General features: G+C 69.1%; 17 protein-coding genes. 10 read left to right on the top strand and 7 right to left on the bottom strand.

Going from position 1 to position 18,291, the window contains the following annotated elements; all coding sequences use genetic code 11:
• The first annotated feature begins 3 nt into the window (after positions 1–3).
• Entirely contained in the window at positions 4–1,089 is a 1,086-nt protein-coding gene (locus QSK25_RS33915; protein ID WP_285644395.1) for a serine hydrolase domain-containing protein, read from the top strand.
• Here QSK25_RS33915 and QSK25_RS33910 read toward each other — a convergent pair.
• On the bottom strand, positions 1,067–2,461 hold the full coding sequence (locus tag QSK25_RS33910; RefSeq protein WP_285644393.1) for an AAA-type ATPase lid domain-containing protein: 1,395 nt from the start codon (positions 2,459–2,461) through the stop codon (positions 1,067–1,069). The genes QSK25_RS33915 and QSK25_RS33910 overlap by 23 nt on opposite strands.
• Before the next feature lie 150 nt (positions 2,462–2,611).
• Here QSK25_RS33910 and QSK25_RS33905 point away from each other — a divergent pair, with 150 nt between their 5' ends.
• The 5 genes from QSK25_RS33905 to QSK25_RS33885 are packed head-to-tail and all read left to right on the top strand — an operon-like array spanning position 2,612 to position 6,936.
• Entirely contained in the window at positions 2,612–3,625 is a 1,014-nt protein-coding gene (locus QSK25_RS33905; protein ID WP_285644392.1) for an amidohydrolase family protein, read from the top strand.
• A complete protein-coding gene (locus QSK25_RS33900) occupies positions 3,622–4,278 on the top strand; it encodes an iron-sulfur cluster assembly protein (RefSeq protein WP_285644391.1) in 657 nt (218 codons plus the stop codon). Before QSK25_RS33905 ends, QSK25_RS33900 begins: the two co-directional genes overlap by 4 nt.
• On the top strand, positions 4,275–5,300 hold the full coding sequence (locus QSK25_RS33895) for an NAD(P)-dependent alcohol dehydrogenase (protein WP_285644390.1): 1,026 nt from the start codon (positions 4,275–4,277) through the stop codon (positions 5,298–5,300). Before QSK25_RS33900 ends, QSK25_RS33895 begins: the two co-directional genes overlap by 4 nt.
• A gap of 39 nt (positions 5,301–5,339) precedes the next feature.
• Complete coding sequence (locus QSK25_RS33890) at positions 5,340–5,846, top strand: toxin (RefSeq protein WP_285644388.1); 507 nt, start codon at positions 5,340–5,342, stop codon at positions 5,844–5,846.
• Positions 5,839–6,936, top strand: a complete 1,098-nt coding sequence (locus QSK25_RS33885; protein ID WP_285644385.1) for an MAB_1171c family putative transporter — start codon at positions 5,839–5,841, stop codon at positions 6,934–6,936. Before QSK25_RS33890 ends, QSK25_RS33885 begins: the two co-directional genes overlap by 8 nt.
• Here QSK25_RS33885 and QSK25_RS33880 read toward each other — a convergent pair.
• Entirely contained in the window at positions 6,890–7,321 is a 432-nt protein-coding gene (locus tag QSK25_RS33880; RefSeq protein ID WP_285644383.1) for a helix-turn-helix domain-containing protein, read from the bottom strand. The genes QSK25_RS33885 and QSK25_RS33880 overlap by 47 nt on opposite strands.
• Positions 7,322–8,350: 1,029 nt before the next feature.
• Between QSK25_RS33880 and QSK25_RS33875 the strand changes: the two genes are divergently transcribed.
• Genes QSK25_RS33875 through QSK25_RS33860 form a run of 4 tightly spaced genes read left to right on the top strand, consistent with a single transcriptional unit; the run spans position 8,351 to position 12,171 of the window.
• The gene (locus QSK25_RS33875) at positions 8,351–10,753 is read left to right on the top strand and encodes a sensor histidine kinase (RefSeq protein WP_285644381.1); all 2,403 of its coding nucleotides are present in this window, start codon (positions 8,351–8,353) and stop codon (positions 10,751–10,753) included.
• Positions 10,754–10,779: 26 nt separating this feature from the next.
• Positions 10,780–11,217 (top strand): roadblock/LC7 domain-containing protein, encoded by a 438-nt coding sequence (locus QSK25_RS33870; protein ID WP_266041506.1) that lies wholly within the window; start codon positions 10,780–10,782, stop codon positions 11,215–11,217.
• The gene (locus QSK25_RS33865) at positions 11,214–11,591 is read left to right on the top strand and encodes a DUF742 domain-containing protein (protein ID WP_285644378.1); all 378 of its coding nucleotides are present in this window, start codon (positions 11,214–11,216) and stop codon (positions 11,589–11,591) included. Before QSK25_RS33870 ends, QSK25_RS33865 begins: the two co-directional genes overlap by 4 nt.
• Positions 11,572–12,171, top strand: coding sequence for a GTP-binding protein (locus tag QSK25_RS33860; protein WP_285644377.1), 600 nt, complete (start codon positions 11,572–11,574; stop codon positions 12,169–12,171). The genes QSK25_RS33865 and QSK25_RS33860 overlap by 20 nt, the downstream gene beginning before the upstream one ends.
• Before the next feature lie 61 nt (positions 12,172–12,232).
• Here QSK25_RS33860 and QSK25_RS33855 read toward each other — a convergent pair whose 3' ends face one another.
• The 5 genes from QSK25_RS33855 to QSK25_RS33835 form a co-directional block, all read right to left on the bottom strand.
• On the bottom strand, positions 12,233–13,594 hold the full coding sequence (locus QSK25_RS33855; RefSeq protein ID WP_285644376.1) for a tryptophanase: 1,362 nt from the start codon (positions 13,592–13,594) through the stop codon (positions 12,233–12,235).
• A 27-nt stretch (positions 13,595–13,621) separates the two neighbouring features.
• A complete protein-coding gene (locus tag QSK25_RS33850; RefSeq protein ID WP_285644375.1) occupies positions 13,622–14,599 on the bottom strand; it encodes a tryptophan dimethylallyltransferase family protein in 978 nt (325 codons plus the stop codon).
• Between the two features lie 489 nt (positions 14,600–15,088).
• Positions 15,089–16,045: a lysyl oxidase family protein gene (locus tag QSK25_RS33845; RefSeq protein WP_285644373.1), complete on the bottom strand. Its 957-nt coding sequence runs from the start codon at positions 16,043–16,045 to the stop codon at positions 15,089–15,091.
• Positions 16,021–17,355, bottom strand: coding sequence for an FAD-dependent oxidoreductase (locus QSK25_RS33840; protein WP_285644372.1), 1,335 nt, complete (start codon positions 17,353–17,355; stop codon positions 16,021–16,023). The genes QSK25_RS33845 and QSK25_RS33840 overlap by 25 nt, the downstream gene beginning before the upstream one ends.
• Positions 17,355–18,179 carry a glycosyltransferase gene (locus QSK25_RS33835; RefSeq protein ID WP_285644370.1) on the bottom strand — a complete coding sequence of 275 codons (825 nt, stop codon included), beginning with the start codon at positions 18,177–18,179 and terminating at the stop codon, positions 17,355–17,357. The genes QSK25_RS33840 and QSK25_RS33835 overlap by 1 nt, the downstream gene beginning before the upstream one ends.
• Between the last annotated feature and the right edge of the window lie 112 nt (positions 18,180–18,291).

The following is an 18,291-nucleotide window of genomic DNA, read 5'->3' as shown; positions in this document are numbered from 1 at the left end:
ATCATGAAGTCACTCCTGATCGCGGCCCTCGTCGCCGCCACTCCCTTACCCCCGTTGCAACCGGAACCGCTGCACGCGGCCATCTCCGACCTGCAGAACCCGGTCGCGACCTCCGCCCAGCTCAGGGTCACCGGCGGGGCGGGCCGCTGGTACGGCACCGCGGGCACGGCGAACGGCCGGCGCGAGGTCGGGCCCGACGACCGGTTCCGGATCGGCAGCGTCTCCAAGGTGTTCGTGGCGACGGTCGCGCTGCAGCTCGTCGCGGAACGCAGGCTCAGCCTGGACACCAAGGTGCGGCACCACTTCCCGGACGTCCCGGAGACGCTGGGCGCCGTCACCGTCGGCCAACTCCTCGACCACACCAGCGGAATTCCGAACGAGGTCGGCTACCCGGACCTGAGCACGTCGGCGAAGGTGCTCGAACACCGCTACGACCGCTGGACGGCGCAGCAGCTCCGCGACCTCATCCCCGAGGCGCAGCCGAAGTTCACGCCGGGCACCAAGCAGGAGTACCGGGGCATCAACTACCTGCTCGCCACGATGATCATCGAGAAGGTCACCGGCCGCGATCTGAGCGTCGAGGTGCGCGACCGTGTCACCCGCCCGCTCGGCCTGGACAAGACCTATGTGCCGCAACGCAACGAGACCGCCATCCGCGGCCGCCACGTGCACGGTTACCTGGAGGTGGACGGGCAGCGGGTCGACGTCACCGACTTCAACACCTCTCGCGCGCACGGCGAGGGCGACATGATCTCGACGACCGGCGACCTCACGCGGTTCGCCCAGGCGCTCTTCGACGGCGAGCTCGTCGCGCAACCGTTGCTGGAGAAGATGTTCACGCTGCCGGACGTGTCCATGGTGGACGGTCGGCCGGCGGCGTACGCGATCGGCCTGCAGACGTTCACGGTCAACGGGGTCCAGGTCTGGGGCAAGACGGGGGAGTGGTACGGCTACAACGCGGGCGTGTTCTCGACGCGGGACGGTCAGCGCCGCATCGCCTACTCGTTCACGCCGACGGTCCGTGACGCGAACCAGCAGCAGATGACGCTCCGGATCGCGAACGCCGTCACCGCAGCCGTTCGGCCTTGATCCCGTACTGCGCCATCTTGCGGTACATCGTCGCCCGCCCGATGCCGAGCTCGGCGGACGCCTGCGCGATCGTCGCGCCCGGCTCGGTCAGGCAGCGCACGATCTCGTCGCGTTCCAGGGCCTGCAACCGGCTCAGGCGGTGCCCGGCGCTCGTGAACACCTCGGCGGGCAGGTGCTGCACGTCGATCACGTCCGAGCGGGCGGCGGCGGTGCGCACCACCTGGCGCAGCTGGCTGGTGTTCTCCGGCCACTCGTACGACAGCAACGCGCGCACGGCGGCCGAGGTGAACGTGACCTCGCGGCCCCGGTCGCGGTGCGCGAAGTAGTGGGCGAGCGGCAGGACGTCGTCCGGACGGAACCGCAACGCCGGTGCCTCCACCACCACGTCGACCAACGGCGCCAACGCCTCGGGCACACCCGAGGTCGCCGTCAGCGCGAAGCCGGTCAGCAGGGGCGCGAGAGAAGAGGCGGCCCATGCGGGCAGCGCGTCGACGTTCGACACCACCACGCACGTGTCGGCCTTGCCCAGTTCGGGGGTCCAGAGCCGCAACCACGAGCCGACGTCGCCGGGTGCCGGCGGGCGGGCGTTGAGCAGGCGTTCGCGCGGGCGGACGGACCGGCGCGCGTGCGTGGCCAGCGCGGTCTTGCCCGCGCCGGGTTCGCCGACGACGGCGACCACGCGGCCGACCTGCATCGCCTCGGCGGCCGTGGCCACCGCGGACGTCCACGCGGCCGACAGCCTCGGCGGCTGGACCCGGTCGGCGTAGACGCGGAACACCTCACCGCGTGGTGCCGGGCGGATCTTGCGGCCCGAGGCGCGGGCCAGCATCAACGCCGCGGTGTTGCCCGCCGCGGCCTGGGCGAGGGCCAGCAGCAGGTCCGACGACTGGTCGGACCAGGTCGTGAGGTTCACGCTGCCCGCCAGAGCGCCGGTCACCGGGTCGAGCACCGGCACGGCCGCGCACGTGTAGCCGCGCAGGCCCGTGCAGTAGTGCTCGTTCGCGCGCACCAGGGACGCCGTGCGGTCGGCCAGGGCGAGGCCGAGGCCGTTCGTGCCGGCGTTGGCCTCGGCGAAGTAGAAGCCGGGGGCGAGGTAGACGTGGTCGAGTGAGCGGACGATGGCCGGATCGGTGCAGAGCCGCGTGAGCACCAGGCCCTCGCTGTCGGTGATCATCAGGCTGATGGGCTCGTCGGACAGCGTGTCGTGCAGGCCGCGCAACACCTCGTGGCCGCACTCGTAGAACAACGACGTGGTGTCGACCGTGCCGGTGAAGACCGGTCGCACCTCGTCCTCCGGCACGCCGTACCGCTCGCTGCGCAGCCACGAGGCCCGCAGGCGCTGGGGGATCGCGGCCAGCTGCCGGTCGTCCACGTCGACCTCCTCGTCGCACGTCCGGACCCCAGCGTACGACCCGAACGGCCGCGCCCGGCGGTGCCGGATGTCTCAAAGTGAGACACGCGGCGGGTCCCTGAGCTGCGCGGATCTTCCTACGGTCGTCCGCAACCACCACAGGAGGCGGCCATGTACTCGAAGGACGGCGAGAACTACTTCATCGTCGACGCCCACGTCGCGCTCTGGGACGCCCGCCCGGAGAACCAGCGCAACATCCACGGCAAGCAGTTCATCGACTGCTTCTACGACTACCACCGCAACCTCTCGCCGGAGGAGGAGGTCTGGTCGTACGAGGAGTACCTGTACCAGGGCGGCGAACGCCTGATGCGCGACCTCTTCGACAACGGGTACGTGGACCACGCCATCTTCCAGCCCGCCCACCTGGGTGCGTTCTACCACAACGGTTTCGGCCAGACCGAGGAAGCGTGGGAGCTCACGTCCAAGCACCCGGACAAGCTCACCTACAACCACTGCTGGGACCCGCGCCGTGAGCAGCAGGGTCTCGACGACCTCCAGCGGGACGCCGAACGGTTCGGGCTCAAGGGCGTGAAGCTCTACACCGCCGAGTGGTACGGCGACTCGCGCGGCTGGCGCCTCGACGACCCGTGGAGCTACCGGTACCTGGAGACCGCGCAGGAGCTGGGGATCGAGAACATCCACATCCACAAGGGCCCGACGATCCGGCCGCTCGACCGTGACGCCTTCGACGTGGCGGACGTCGACCACGCGGCGACGGACTTCCCCGAGCTGAACTTCGTGATCGAGCACTGCGGGCTGCCGCGCCTGGAGGACTTCTGCTGGATCGCCACCCAGGAACCGAACGTGCACGCGGGCCTCGCGGTCGCGATGCCGTTCATCCACACCCGGCCGCGCTACTTCGCGCAGATCATCGGCGAACTGCTGTACTGGCTGAACGAGGACCGGATCCAGTTCTCCAGCGACTACGCCCTGTGGACGCCGCGCTGGCTGGTCGAACGGTTCGTGGACTTCCAGATCCCGGCCGACATGACCGAGTACGCGCCGCTCACCGTGGCGCAGAAGAAGAAAATCCTCGGCCTCAACGCGGCCAGGATGTACGACATCCCGGTGCCCGAGGGTCTCGACGTCGCCCCGGTGCCGCAGGAGGCGGTGTCGGTCGCATGATCGAAACGGCTGTGCTCAAGGCGTTGGACGAGGTGATGGACCCCGAGCTGGACGAGCCGATCACCACGCTCGGGTTCGTCCGCTCGGTCGAGCTGGCCGGGGAGGTGCTGACCGTCCACCTGCGGCTTCCCACGGCGTTCTGCTCGCCGAACTTCGCGTACCTCATGGCTTCCGACGCGAAGGACGTGCTGCGGGAACTGGCGAGGCACGTGGTCGTCGTGCTGGACGACCACCACGACTCGGACGTGATCAACCGCGGGATCGCCGCCGACGCCGGGTTCGTCGGCACGTACGGCGAGGAGGCGTCCCGCGATCTGGGGGAGCTGCGGCTCACGTTCCAGCGCAAGGCCCACGCGGCCGCGATGGAACGGGCCGTGCGCGACGTGCCGCCCGACCGGCTGAGGTCGTTGACGCTGGGTGACCTCCCGGCCTCCAGGGCGGCGGAGGCGTTGCGGCGCAGGCGTTCCGCGCTCGGCTTCTCCTGCGCGCCGGACGCGCTGGTGCTCGTCGACGACCACGGCGTCCCGCTGCCGCCCGGTCAGCTGCCGCTGCGCCTGCGGTTCGCGCGGTCCGTCGGCATTTCCATCGAGGGCAACGCGCACTTCTGCCGTGGCCTGCTCCGCACCCGATACGCAATGGAGGAAACGGCATGAGGGCCGTCCAGGTCGTCGGTTACCACCAGCCGCTGCGGATGACGGAGGTCGCCGAACCGGAGGTGACCGGGCCGTTCGACGTGGTCGTGAAGATCGGCGGCGCCGGCGTGTGCCGCACCGACCTGCACATCCTCGAAGGGCAGTGGGCGGAGAAGTCCGGGGTGGCGCTGCCGTACACGATCGGCCACGAGAACGCGGGCTGGGTGCACGCGGTCGGCTCGGCCGTCACGAACGTCGCGGAGGGCGACAAGGTGATCGTGCACCCGCTGATCACCTGCGGCCTGTGCCGGGCCTGCCGCAGCGGCGACGACGTGCACTGCTCCGCCTCCGCGTTCCCCGGCATCGACACCGCCGGCGGCTACGCGGAGTACCTGAAGACGTCGGCCCGCAGCGTCGTGAAGATCGACGACGCGCTGGAACCGTCCGACGTGGCGGCGCTGGCCGACGCGGGGCTCACGGCGTACCACGCGGCGGCGAAGGCGGCCCGCAGGCTGCGTCCCGGCGACCGGTGCGTGGTCATCGGCGCGGGTGGGCTCGGGCACATCGGCGTGCAGGTGCTCAAGGCGCTGACGGCGGCCGAGGTCGTCGTGGTGGACCGGAACCCGGACGCGGTGAAGCTCGCCTCGGCCATCGGTGCCGACCACGGCGTCGTGGCGGACGGTTCGCACGTGGCCCGGGTGCTCGACCTCACCGGTGGCGACGGCGCCGAGACCGTGATCGACTTCGTGGGCGAGGGCGGTGCCACCAAGGACGGCGTCGCGATGCTGCGGCGGGCGGGCGACTACCACGTCGTCGGCTACGGCGAGAACATCGACGTGCCCACGATCGACATCATCTCCACCGAGATCAACCTGATCGGCAACCTCGTCGGGTCCTACACGGACCTGTGCGAGCTGATGGTGCTGGCGGCACAGGGAAAGGTGACGCTGCACACGCAGAAGTACCCGCTCGACCGGTTCCAGGACGCGATCGACGACCTCGACAGCGGACGGGTGCGCGGCAGGGCGATCCTCACACCCTGAGCCCGGCACCCGTGCCGCACCGGCACTAGTATCGCCGCCGTGGATTTGGGGCGGGTGCGCAAGCGCTGCGAGGAACAGATCGAGCGGCTGGCCATCGGCTCGCCGCTCGACGTCGCGGCGCTGTGCGAACGACTGGCGGAGCAGCGCGGCAGGCCCCTCCACCTGCTCGCGCTGACTTCGCGGACCTCCAACCCGTCCGGGCTGTGGGTGGCCGCGAAGAAGGCCGACTACATCTTCTACGACGAGTCCGTCGGTGAGGCCCACCGCGCGCACATCGTGCTGCACGAGGTGGGGCACATGGTGTTCGCGCACGCCGGCGTCGCCGAACTGGACGACCTCACCGCCCGCCTGCTCGCCCCGAACCTCGACCCGAAGGTCGTGCGGCAACTGCTGTGCCGCGACAGCTACGACAACGAGCACGAGCAGGAGGCCGAGCTGTTCGCCACGCTGGTGCTCATGCGGGCGGGGTTCGAGGTCGTCGGCACCGTCACGCCGGAGGTGCCCGATCCGGAACTGGAGAGGCTGCGCGAGGTGCTGAGTGCTTAGGGCGTTCCACATCCTCGTCGTGGTGCTGCTGTGGGCGTGCACGGCGTACCGGGTGGCACTGCTGGTGCGGCGGCCGTCGCGCAGCTTCGGCAACGCGGCCGTCTGCCTCGCGCTGCTGTTCCTCGCGCTCGGGTTCACGATCGGGCTGCCGCCGCTCTACCTGCGCATCCCGTTGTTCGCGGAGGGCGCGAGCCTCGTCCGGATCGTGCAGCACGGGCTCATCGTGATCAGCCTGTTCTGGCTGAACGTCTTCGTGGCGCACTCGGGGTCGCGGTCGAAGGCCGGGATCGTGGCGCGGGCGGCGACGGCGGGCGTCGCGCTCGGCGCGATGATCGTGCTGTTCTGGCTGGCGAACCCCGGTGACGACGCGGAGGATTTCGTCGGCGCGTACGCCGACATGCCGTTCGTGACCGAGTACCTGCTCGTCTACCTCGGCTACATGGCGTTCGTGCTGGTCGACGTGTACCGGCTGACGCGGCAGTTCGCGGGCAGCGCGCCGGACGGGCCGATGCGGTTCGCCCTGCGGTTGTGGTCGCTCGCCAGTCTGATCGGGTTCGCCTACGCCGCGCACAAGGCCGCGTACGCGCTGGCGTCCCGCCTCGGCCTGCAGCTGCCCTGGTGGGAAGGCGCGGTGTCGACGTCGCTGAGCGGCGTCGTGCTGGTGTTCTTCGTGGTGGGCCTGACCGCCTACGTGTGGGGGCCGCGGATCGTCCGCGCGACCCGGCTGCGGCAACAACACCTGCGGTACCGCGAACTCCTGCCGTTGTGGCGCGCCTGCTACGACGTGATGCCGGAGATCGCCCTGGTGCCGCCGGGCGAACGCGTGCCGATCGACCTGCGCGTCTACCGGTGCGTCATCGAGATCCTGGACGGCCGGCTCGCGCTGCGCGCCTACTGGGACACCGCGATCGCCGAACGGGACGGGGAGGCGGCGGCGATGGCGGCCGCGCTCGCCGCCAAGGCGCGCGACGCACCCGTGACGGCGGGACCCGCCGCGTTGCGCCCGCTCGACGTCGCGGAACTGACCGAGGTGGCGCGCGCGTTCAGGACTCTTTCGGCGGCAGGCCTTCCAGCTCCCGCACGCGGTTGATGACCTCGGTGATGGTGTCGAGGCTCTTGTCCGAGAGCCCGGACGCCCGCATCGCGACCTCCCGCACGCCGTTGTCCTTCAACGCCGTGACGAGCGCGATCTCACCCTCGACCTGCTCGCGCACGGCGTCGTCGAAGAAGTAGGCCGGGGGCACGCCGAAGAACGTCGCCAGCGCGGTCAGGTGCTTGAGCGTCGGGTTGTCGCGCTGCCCGGTGCGCAGGTACCAGATGTAGGACGCGGAGATCGTCACGCCCTGGTCGCGCGTGATCGCCTCGGCGACGTCCTCGTTGCTGTACTCGCGCTCGCCGGACTGCCGGATGGACCGGAACAGGTATCCGAGCCGGTCGGCCAGCACCCGCTGTTGTGGCTGCTCCTGGTCTGTCATCCCACCCCACCTCGTGTTTTGACTGGCGTGAATCCCAAGGTTAGATGATTCACGCCTGTTGACGGCCTGGGGTGAACCAGGTTTAACTTACCTCGCTTCGACTGGCGTGGATGTGATCGAGTCACGGTTCACGTCAGTCGGCCCGCGTCCGGGTGGGGCGACGTCACTGGGGGTGGCGTCGCCCCGCCCTCGGCCCGGATCCTGCCCGGTTCGCGCCGTGGCGCAGGCGCAGAAGGACAGTCGTGCGCGGCAGTCGTGGTCGAAGAACTTTCGGAAACGTGGGAACCCGGCGAGAACTTCTTGATTCGCAATGGATGCTTCCGTGCGCCATCGGTCCTGCGCTCACGTGTGGACAGTGGGCAGTGGACGCCCGCCGCGGGGTAGGCGGTAATCAGCGGAAACGCGCGCTGTGGCCGAGACCACTGCGGTGACGGGCATCGGGGGCATCGCGCGTTCGGCCATCGGGGTGACATCGTGCGCCCGTTCCGGGCACTTCTCACCGCGGTCGGCGCGGGAACTGTCGCCTTCGCGGCGGTGACCAGCGGAATTGCCGAGTTCTTAGCGACTCGAACCGGGCCCGCCCGGCTGATCTCGGCCGGGTAACGGCCGTAAGTCGATCACTCTCGGTCGTGGGCCTGACGTGCGAATTCGCGAATAGGACACGGTGACGGAAAGCGACGATTGGTCGCGCTCCGCTCGTGCGTAGAAGATGTCGCACGCCAGTGTCAAGTTGCCGTCAATAGAACCGCGTTTCCACAGTTCAGTCAGCCGAAAGCCCCTGGCCCCTCATCCCTTTAGCCCATACGGTCATCGGGACCCCCTAGTGGTGAACCAGGGCGATGGGGGGTGTTGCGAAGGTCAACCGAGTGAGTACTCTGCTCTCGCCCCCTCAAGATCATCGCTGTTGATCATGCTGATCATGCGGTGCTATCTTTCCGTCGCCAATTCGGGTGGTCGTGGAGCGTTGTGAAGCTGAAGAACGTGCCTGAGACGAATTACAAGACAATTCGTTCCCGGCTCACTGGTGTCGTGGTGGTTCCCAGCGTCGTCCTTCTGGCCATGTGGGCGCTGTTCTCGTCCTACACGGTGTTCGAGGGGCTGTACCTCCAGCTGGTGGCTTCCGGCGCGCGAGACGCCTCGATCCCCGCGGTCCAGTCGTTCGCGTCGCTGCAGAAGGAACGCGAGCTCAGCATGACGAGCCTGAGCCGCCCCGGCGCGAACGCGTCGGCGTTGCTCAAGCAGCAGCAGGACACCGACAAGGACGTCGAGGAGATGAAGGCGGCCTTCGCGGAGCTCGCCTCCCAGGCGCCGCAGGAGATCGTCGACGGCATCAACAAGCTCAACGGCCTGCTCGACCAGCTGCCGGAGCAGCGCGAGCGCCTCGAGTCCGGTGCCACGTCCAAGGACGAGACGTACCGCTACTACAACAGCGTTCTCGACGCCGGTGGTTCGCTGTTCGGCACGCAGGCCCGCATCGTGCCCGACGCCGAGACCGTGCAGGGCGCACTCGGTGCGTTGCAGTACTTCCAGGCCTCGGACGCCATGTCGCGCTCCAGTTCCGTCGCCGCCGGCGCACTCGCCGCGGGCAGGTTCACGGCGGAGGAGCACCGCGAGTTCGTCCAGCTCGTCGGCGCGTACCACTTCACGCTCAACGTCATCGAACCCACCTCGCTGCCGAACGTGCGCGAGCACTTCAAGACCGTCACCGGCAGCGCGCCCTACCAGCAGCTCGTGACGCTCGAGAACCGCCTGCTGCAGAACGCGGAACGGCCGATCGGCCAGCAGGTCTCCCTGACGGAGTGGGAGAACGCGAGCCGCGCGGTGTCGACCGAGCTGACCACGATGGTGCAGGAGCAGTCGACCGGCGCCGTCAACATCGCCATGGCGAACGGCAAGGACAAGTTCACGACCGTCCTCATCGGTTCGCTCATCGCCCTGATCGCGGTCATCGTCGGCATCTTCGTCGCGGTCCGCGTCTCCAACCGCCTCGTCAACAAGGCGTTGATCGTCCGCCTCACCAGCCTGAAGAGCGACTCGCTGAAGCTCGCCCACGAGCGGCTGCCGAGCATCGTCGAGCGGCTGCGCGACGGCAAGCACGTCGACGTCGCCGCCGAGGTCCCCGCGCTCGACTACGGCAACGACGAGATCGGGCAGGTGGCCGACGCGTTCAACGCCGCGCAGTACACCGCCGTCGCCGCGGCCGTGAAGGAGTCGCAGACCCGTGAAGGCGTGAACCGGGTCTTCCTCGACATCGCGCGCCGCAACCAGGGCCTGGTGCACCGCCAGCTCAAGATCCTCGACAAGCTGGAGCGCGAGGAGGAGAACCCGGACCACCTCGACGCGTTCTTCCAGCTCGACCACCTCGCGACGCGTGCCCGCCGCAACGCCGAGAACCTGATCATCCTCACCGGCGAGCAGCCGGGCCGGCAGTGGCGCAAGCCCGTGCGCATGCTCGACGTCGTGCGCGCCGCCGTCGCCGAGACCGAGCAGTACGCCCGCGTCAAGGTGAACCCGGTGCCCGAGGTCGCGCTGGTCGGCGCCGCCGTCGCGGACACCATCCACCTGATCGCCGAGCTCGTCGACAACGCCACGTCGTTCTCGTCGCCGCGCTCGCAGGTCGAGATCCACAGCAGCGAGGTGCCGCAGGGCCTCGTCATCGAGATCGAGGACCACGGTCTCGGCATCAAGGCCGAGGACCGCGAGCAGCACAACAAGATGCTGGAGGCGCCGCCGGACTTCGAGGCGATGCGCCTGCGCGGTGAGTCCCGTCTCGGCCTCTTCGTCGTCGCCCGGCTGGCCGCGCGCCGCCACGTCCACGTCGAGCTGCGCGACTGCCCGTCCGGCGGCACCATCGCGCTCGTGCTCATCCCGTCCGAGCTGATCGTCGGCGAGGCGGGCGCGGTCGACCCCGCGGACTCCGTGCCGATGCCGAAGCCGACGTTCCGCCAGCAGACCATGCAGCAGGCCGCGCGGTCGCCGGAGGCACTCGAAGCCGCCGTGCCGATCCAGGGCGACCTGAACCACGACTCGCGTCCCGGCGAGCGCCCCACCGAGACCTTCCGCCTGGACGAGTTCTGGGCCGGCAGGGCAGTGGGAAACGACCGGAGTCCGGCCCTCGACCTCGAAAGGGACCTGGACAGCAACAGCGGGCAGATCGAACTGCCCCGGGAAGACCGCCTGGGAGGCGCGTGGCCGACCGACGACCCGGCGGAAGGTGACACGACGACCCGCACGGACACCCGGCCCGAGTTGCCGCGCCGCAGGCGGCAGCAACACCTCGTGCCCCAGCTCGCCAACGACGAAGTCCGGCCGATGCCGGAACTCGCGGAGTTCAACCCCGAGGAACGGGCGGAACGAACCCGCGACGGCATGTCCGCCTTCCAGCGCGGCACCCGAGACGCCCGCCAGGCCGACGACGTCGTGGAACCGTGAATCACAGAACCGAAAGGGCTATTTCCGTGGACGACCTGACCAGCGGGCACCCCGAGCTCAACTGGCTGCTGGAGGACCTCGTCGCGAGAGTGGTCGGTGCCCGGCACGCGGTGGTGCTCTCCGCGGACGGCCTGCTGCTCGCCCACTCTCCCGAGCTCTCCAAGGACGACTCCGACCACCTGTCGGCGATGGCGTCCGCCTTCCAGAGCCTCGCTCGCGGCACCGGAAGGCACTTCGGAGGTGGGCAGGTCCGCCAGACCATCGTGGAGATGGAGCGCGCACACCTCTTCGTCACAGCGGCGGGCCAGGGCGCCTGCCTCGCGGTGGTGGGCGACGAGGACGCCGACATGGGCATGATCGCGTACGAGATGAACATGCTCGTGAAGCGCGTCGGCGCCTACCTCTCGTCGGCGCCGCGCACACTGGCGTCACCCCGGATGCCCAACCCCCTCGGGTTGTCATGAGCAACTCCTCGGACTGGTGGTACGACGAGGCGGCGGGCCCGATGGTCCGCCCGTACGCGATGGTGAGCGGACGCACCAGGCCCAAGCCCGCCGGCGAGGACCTCACGCTCACGACCCAGGTGCGCGCACTGCGCACGACGACCGACCAGGGCACCCTGTCGGTCGAGCACCTGGAGATCATCAAGCTCTGCCGGAAACCGCTTTCCGTGGCCGAGGTGGCCGCCTACCTCCACGCCCCGCTCGTGGTGGTGAAGGTGTTGCTGAGCGACCTGATCCAGCGCGGTGACGTCATCACCAGCGGCCCGGCCACCAGGGTGACCCCGGTCGACATGAACCTACTCCAGAAGGTGCTCGATGGTGTCCGTGCAATCTGATTCCGGGCAGGGCAGGGAAGAACTCACCGTCCCCACCTCCGTGAAGATCGTCGTCGCCGGCGGTTTCGGCGTGGGCAAGACCACGATGGTCGGCGCGGTCAGCGAGATCACCCCGCTGCGCACCGAGGAGCTGCTGACCGAGGCCGGGGAGGAGATCGACGACCTCTACGGGGTGGAGGGCAAGACCACCACCACCGTCGCCCTGGACTTCGGCCGCATCACCATCAACCCCGAGCTGGTGCTGTACCTGTTCGGCACGCCCGGGCAGGACCGGTTCTGGTTCCTGTGGGACGAGCTCGCCATCGGGTCCATCGGGGCTGTGGTGCTGGTCGACACCCGGCGGTTGGACGCCGGGTTCGGGGCCATCGACTTCTTCGAGCGTCGTGGGATTCCGTTCGTCGTTGCCGTGAACTGCTTCGAGGGCAGTCACTCCTACACCGCCGAGGAGATGCGGGTGGCGCTGGACGTTGCCGAGTCCGTGCCGTTGGTGTTGTGCGACGCTCGGGATCGGGAGTCCTGCAAGTCGGTGCTGGTGCGCGTGATCGAGCACGCGATGAACCGGCTTGACGTCATGGCGTGAGTCTTCGGACGAGCGAGGCCCCCGGCGCGTGCGCCGGGGGCCTTCGTCGTTCCGCGGCCGGTCAGGGCCTGACCTGTGCCAGCCTGCAGCGGAACGGGCGCAGGATCGCCGGGATCTCGGTCAGGCGGTAGCCCGGCACCTTCTCCGGGTTCTTCGCGATCGCGCCCAGCGTTTCCGCCACGTACTCCAGGTGGCTGCGGGTGTACACGCGGCGCGGGATCGCCAGGCGCACCAGTTCGAACGGGGCCGGCGTGATCAGGTCGCCCGCCGCGTCGATCTCGCCCAGGTAGAGCGAACCCACCTCCGCACAACGGATTCCGCCCGCCAGGTAGAGCTCCGAGGCCAGGGCGTGGCCGGTGAAGCGGGCCGGTGGGATGTGGGGGAGCAGTCGGGCCGCGTTGAGGTAGACGCCGTGCACGCCCGTGGGCGTCACGGAGTCCACTCCGGCCTCGCGCGCGCAGTCGGCCAGGTACTTGGTGGCCTCCGCTCGTTCGCGCAGGTAGAGGGGATCGGTCACCTCCATGAGGCCCTGGGCGCACATGTCGAGGTCTCGGCCGGAGAGGCCGCCGTAGGTCAGGAAGCCCTCGGTGGCGATCAGCAGGAGTTCGCACTGCTTGGCCAGTTCGGTGTCCTGGAGGGCGAGCATCCCTCCGATGTGGACGATGCCGTCCTTCTTGAGGCTCAGCACGCAGCCGTCGGCCAGGCGGAACGCCAGCTTGGCGACCTCGCGCGGGGTGTGGCCGTGGAAGCGCTCTTCTCGTTGGGTGACGAGCCAGGCGTTCTCGGCGAAGCGGGCCGCGTCCAGGAAGAACGGGACGTTGTGCTTGCGGCACAACGTGCTCACGGCTTCCAGGTTGGCCATGGAGACCGGCTGGCCGCCGCCGCCGTTGTTGGTGATGGTCATGACGACCACGCCGACGTCTTCGGGACCTTCCAGCAACGCGGTCAGGGCGTCGAGGTCGATGTTGCCCTTGAACGGGGCGTCGCTGTCGAGGTCTGCTGCCTCGGGGCACGGGAGGTCGCGGGCTGTGCCGCCGGAGAGTTCCACGTTGGCCCGGGTCATGTCGAAGTGCGTGTTGGAGACCGAGATCTGTCCCGGTTTCAGCAAGGCGCCGAACAGGATCCGTTCAGCCGCACGGCCCTGATGCACCGGGAAGATGTGCTGGTACGCCGTCAGGTCCTCGGCCACCTCGCGGAACCGGAACCAGGACCGGGAACCCGCGTAGGTCTCGTCGCCGCGCATGCCGGCGGCCATCTGCTCGGCGGAGAGGGCGCCGGTGCCGGAATCGCTCAGCAGGTCGATCGTGACGTCTTCCGCCGTCAGGTTGAACTGGTTGTACCCGGCCTCGGCGTAGCGTCGTTCCCGGTATTCGCGAGTGGTGATCGGAATGGGTTCGACTACCTTGATGCGGTACGGCTCCACGGCGGCGGCCTTTCTTCGGTGGTGCGGTTACACGAGCAGTGCTCGACTGCGGGGTGGCGTGACGTCGTACGCCTCCGAGGACAGGTAGACGGAGACCCCGGGCTTGGGTTTGCCCAGGCGCAACGAGACGTGGGCGATCAGGCCGACGCCCTCGCCCAGCGGCCGGCGCACGAGGCTCGCCAGCGCCATCACGAACGGCGTGGTGTCGAGTCCACAGCGGGCCATGATCGCCAGCACCCGTTCGCAGGCCTCCAGGTCGTCCTGGACGTAGTCGCGCACCGGGATGTAGAGGGAGTAACCGCTCGGGGAGTCCGTGTCGCCGGACAGGAAGGTGTAGCTCGACATCAGCGGGCGGCGGGGGAACGGGCCGGTGCCGCCGCAGGCGAGCGCGCAGACGTCCGCCAGCAGGCCCTGGTCGACGTCGGGGACAGCTGCCGCCGCGCCCACCACGTCCGTGACCATCGCGTCGTCGTGCGAGACGTAGGTCTTCACGCGGGCGTGGTCCTCGTCCACGAGGTCGAGCGCGAAGAAGGAGAACCGGTCGAGGCCGGGGCGGCGCAGTCCGTGTTCGGTGATCGCCGGGAGTGCCGAGTTCAGCCCGAGCCGCGAGAGCGCTTCCGCGACGAGGCCGGTGGCGCGGTCGCGGCCCTGCGCGTCGGGGTTGAGGTAGACCTTGACCCCGGGCGGTGCCGCCGGGCCGACGATCAGCGCGTACCAGAGCGCGAACGCGCCCTGGGGGTCGTCGGGCAGGAACAGGTCGCGGACGGTGTCGAGCTTGTCGCGGCGCAGCCCGTGCTTGCTCGTGAGCTCGTCGAGCACCTTGAGCGCGACACCGACGTTCGCCTGCTTGCCGGGCTTCTCGGCGATCGATTCCACGATCATCCGCACGGTCGGGCGTTCGTTTCGGGCCAAAGCCACCGAGAATTCGACCGGGGAGTGGTCGTCCGCCACGAATGAGGGCCAATGAGGAACTGCGGAGAGCGGGAGTCGGCTACCGGGTCCCAATGCCTCACCCAGCAGTTTTGTCGCGGCTTTGGTGGAGTCCGCTAAACCGACCGCGCGCAGGAGGTTGTGTAGTTGTCCAATGGCGAAATCGTGCAACGATACGACTGGCGCGCTCAAGATGGGGCACTCCTGATCGGCCGGGAATCAGTCTTTTGCGATCCCTGACGGGGTGGAATCGCGAAGTGAATTCTCTCAACCCGCCACATGCCCTGGTCAAGAGCCAAGGGGGTTGCATGCGACACTCTGCGCTGTGATGAAGATTGCACCACTCGGACTATTGACTTGAGCGTTTGCGAGTGGCGTTGCGTGCAATTGCGCACGCCTGTACGGGTGTGCTATGCGTTCGGTGTATCGGCATCACAGAGTAAGGTTTGTGCCAAACGCACACGTCGTGGTATTGCGACCGGGTCGCGCCCGTTTGTCCCGGTACAAAAGAAAACGGGGTGTCCGCCAGTGCGGACACCCCCATTCGGGTTGTTTCGAAACTTCTCAGTTGTGCGTCTTGGCGCACCGCGCTTTGCCGGGACAACTCCGGATCATCCGCACGGACGGTGCCGCGGTGATCGTGTCCGGAGGGGACGCCGCGCCGCCCGGCCACTGCACGGAGATCGCGATCGAGGACGCGTTGTTGTCGTAGTCCTTCTCCAGCAACGCGCGGTCGGAGTTCACGACGTTCACGACGTCGTAGATCCCGGACTCCACGCGGCTCAGGTCGAGCCACTGGAAATCGACGTCGTGCTTGTAGTCGTCACCGGATCCCACGGAGATCCCGAACATGACGTCCAACGCGGACGTGTCGTGGTGGCCGCACATGTGGCCGTCCAGCCGCTGCGCGAGCCTCCCCTCGGGAGTGTCCGGATCGACCGGCCGGTGCGCGAGGTCGTCGGACACCCCGTAGCGGTCGCCGATGCAGAACCCGTTCTTGCGGTCGGTCACGACCACGCCGCCGTCCGGGGTGCGCAGCTGGAAGTACTCGAAGTTCAGCAGGTGCCAGTGCTCGTGCGACTCCGCCGGCTCGTAGTACGCGCTGGACCTCGTCTCGCGCCGGGCCTCGTTGAACGTCCCGGCGATGGACCCGTCCACGCCGGACTGGATCGCCTGGCGCACGTTCATCGTCGGGGTGGCGGTGCTGTCGCGGTGCGCGTGCAGGAGCAACGGGCCGTCGCCGACGTTGTCGATCGAGGTGGTGAACCGCAGCCGGACGGCCTGGGCGGTGCCGCCGCGGTGCATGCACTGGCCCCGGGGTGACGAGGCGTCCTCGACGAGACAGACGTCCCACGCCCAGCAGGCGAGCGGGGAGCCGTCCCACCCGCCGGGGCAGCCGATCGGCGCCTGGCGGAGGTCCGGCAGCAACGGTGCGGGGTCGGCCTGCACGGTTTGCGAGGAGACGAGGGTGGCCGCGGTGATCGTCAGTGCTGCGATCACCGCGCCGATTCTGCTGACCATGCGGTGTTCTCCTGGGTCGGGGTGCTCCTGGCGGTGCGCAGGAGGGTGTCCGTCACCGAGCCGGACAGCTCGACGCTCGAGTTCCAGCTCGTGACGTTCGGGTAGACGTGGGCGGTGGTGGCGAGCAGCAGGCGCGTGCCGGCGACCTCGACGGCAGGCCGCTTCTCCAGGTACCCCAACGGGTACACCGGCTCGACGAACGGTGCCTTGAACACCCGGACCTCGTCGACGTCGGCGGCCGTCAGTCCCTTGTGGACGCTCAGAAGCTGCTCGGTCCACCGGCGGGCGATGCTGTCCGGGTCCTCGCGATACAGCGCCGACTCGCGGTCCGTGTAGTGCATGACGTACACGAGGTGCCGGTCGCCGTAGCGTTCCGAGCCCGTCAGCGGCGTCATCTCGATCACGCCGTCGAAGTCGGTGCCGGAACGGATCACCGGCGCCCAGTAGTGCCCGGACAACGGCTTGCGCAGGAAGAAGAGCGTGTTGACGACGCCCTGGTACGGCAGCCGCACCTCGGGCAGCAACGGCGCGAGGTCGCTGTCCGCGATGGCGCGCAACGCCGGCAGCGGCACGGTCGACACCGCGTGGTCCGCCTCGATCGTCTCGCCGTCCGCGAGCGTCACGACCACCCGGTGCTCGTCGGCCTCCACCCGGCCGACGGGGGCTTCGACGCGGACCTCGCCGCCGTGCGCCTCGATGGACGCCCTCAGCGCCTCGATGACGCTCTGGTAGCCGCCCGCGGGGTAGCCGCGCACCGACTCGTTGCTCTCGCGGCCCAGGCGCTGCCACAGGTACAGCGCGGGCACGTCGCCGAACGCGGAGCCGAACTTGGCGCCGAACATCGGGGCCAGCAGCAGGTCCCAGATCTTGTCGCCGTACAGGCCGCGCAACCAGTCCTCGGTGCGCAGCCGGTCGAGGTCCTTGCCCTTGCCCAGCCGCCGCAGCAGCAACGAGACCACGCCGAAGCGGATCCGGTTGACGAGGCTCAGCGGCCGGAACCGCAGCAGGTCGAGCGCGGAGTTGAACGAGCGGTGCTCGCCCCCGACGATCATGCCCATCGAGGTGGGCTGCCAGCCGACGCTCTCGCGCAGCCCCACCTCGTCCAGCAACGCGAGCAACGCGTCGTCGGTCGGCATCACGCAGTGGTAGAAGCGTTCCACCGACCGGCCCTGCGACTCGAAGAACGTGCCGAGCCCGCCGAGCTGGTCGCTCGCCTCGAGCAGCGTCACGGCCAGGCCCTCGCGGGCGAGGCGGTGGGCGGTGGCGAGGCCGCAGACGCCCCCGCCGATGACGACAACGCGCTGGGGCATCAGAGCTTCCGGAACGGAACGGGCGCGAGGCGGTCACGCGTGAGCAGGAGCAGGTACTGCTTGAGCGTGCGACCGAGCCGGAGCTTGCTGGCGCCGGGCTTGCGGTCGTAGCGCAGGTGCAGCGGGATCTCGCTGACGATCGGGCCGCAGTGCCGCAGCTTCAGCAGGAGCTCGACCATGCAGGCGAAGCCGCGTTCCTCGACCAGCCGCTCGCCGTAGTGCGCGGTGGCGCGGCTGAGCAGGCTCACCCGGTACGCGCGGAAGCCACTGGTGAAGTCGCGCACGCCGTCGAAGTGCAGGACCTTGCCGAACACGACGCGGGCGCCGCGGCTGAGCAGCCGGCGCCACTGCGGTGCCGTCGAGTCGTCGCCGCCGGAGACGAACCGGGAGCAGATCACGACGTCCGCGCCGGCCTTGATCTCGGCCAGCATCTTCGGGAACACCCCGGGGTCGTGCGTGTCGTCGGCGTCCATGACGATCAGCACGTCGTCGGGCTCCGCCTCGGCGAGCACCGCCCTCAGTCCTGATTGGACGGCCTGGCCCAGGCCGAGGTTCACCGGGTGGCTCACCAGCCGGGCGTCGATGCCGCGGGTCTGCCCGACGCAGTCGCCGGTGCCGTCGGACGAGCCGTCGTCGACCACCCACACCGTGATCCGGTCCGCGAGGTCCGAGCCGGCGATGCGCGCCAGCAGCGACGGCAGCGCTTCCGCCTCGTTGTAGGCCGGGAGGACGACGTGGACGTCGCCGCACGTGCGGATCGGCTTCTGCACGATCGCGACCGAGTCTCCGGCCGAATGCCGGATCCCGTGTTCGTCGACTCTCACTCAATGCCCCCTCTTCGGTGGCTAGTGGTGTGGCTCGCAACGTTGCCGGGGGAATTCGCGGTCAGACGGGTGCGTCGCGGTGCCGCCCCCACGTCCTCGTACTGGTGGTACG

Origin of the sequence: Lentzea sp. NBRC 102530, from assembly GCF_030269365.1 — a bacterium.
Classification (GTDB): domain Bacteria; phylum Actinomycetota; class Actinomycetes; order Mycobacteriales; family Pseudonocardiaceae; genus Lentzea.
Note: the sequence above shows the minus strand (reverse complement) of the source record. Positions and strands in the feature narration are given on the sequence as shown.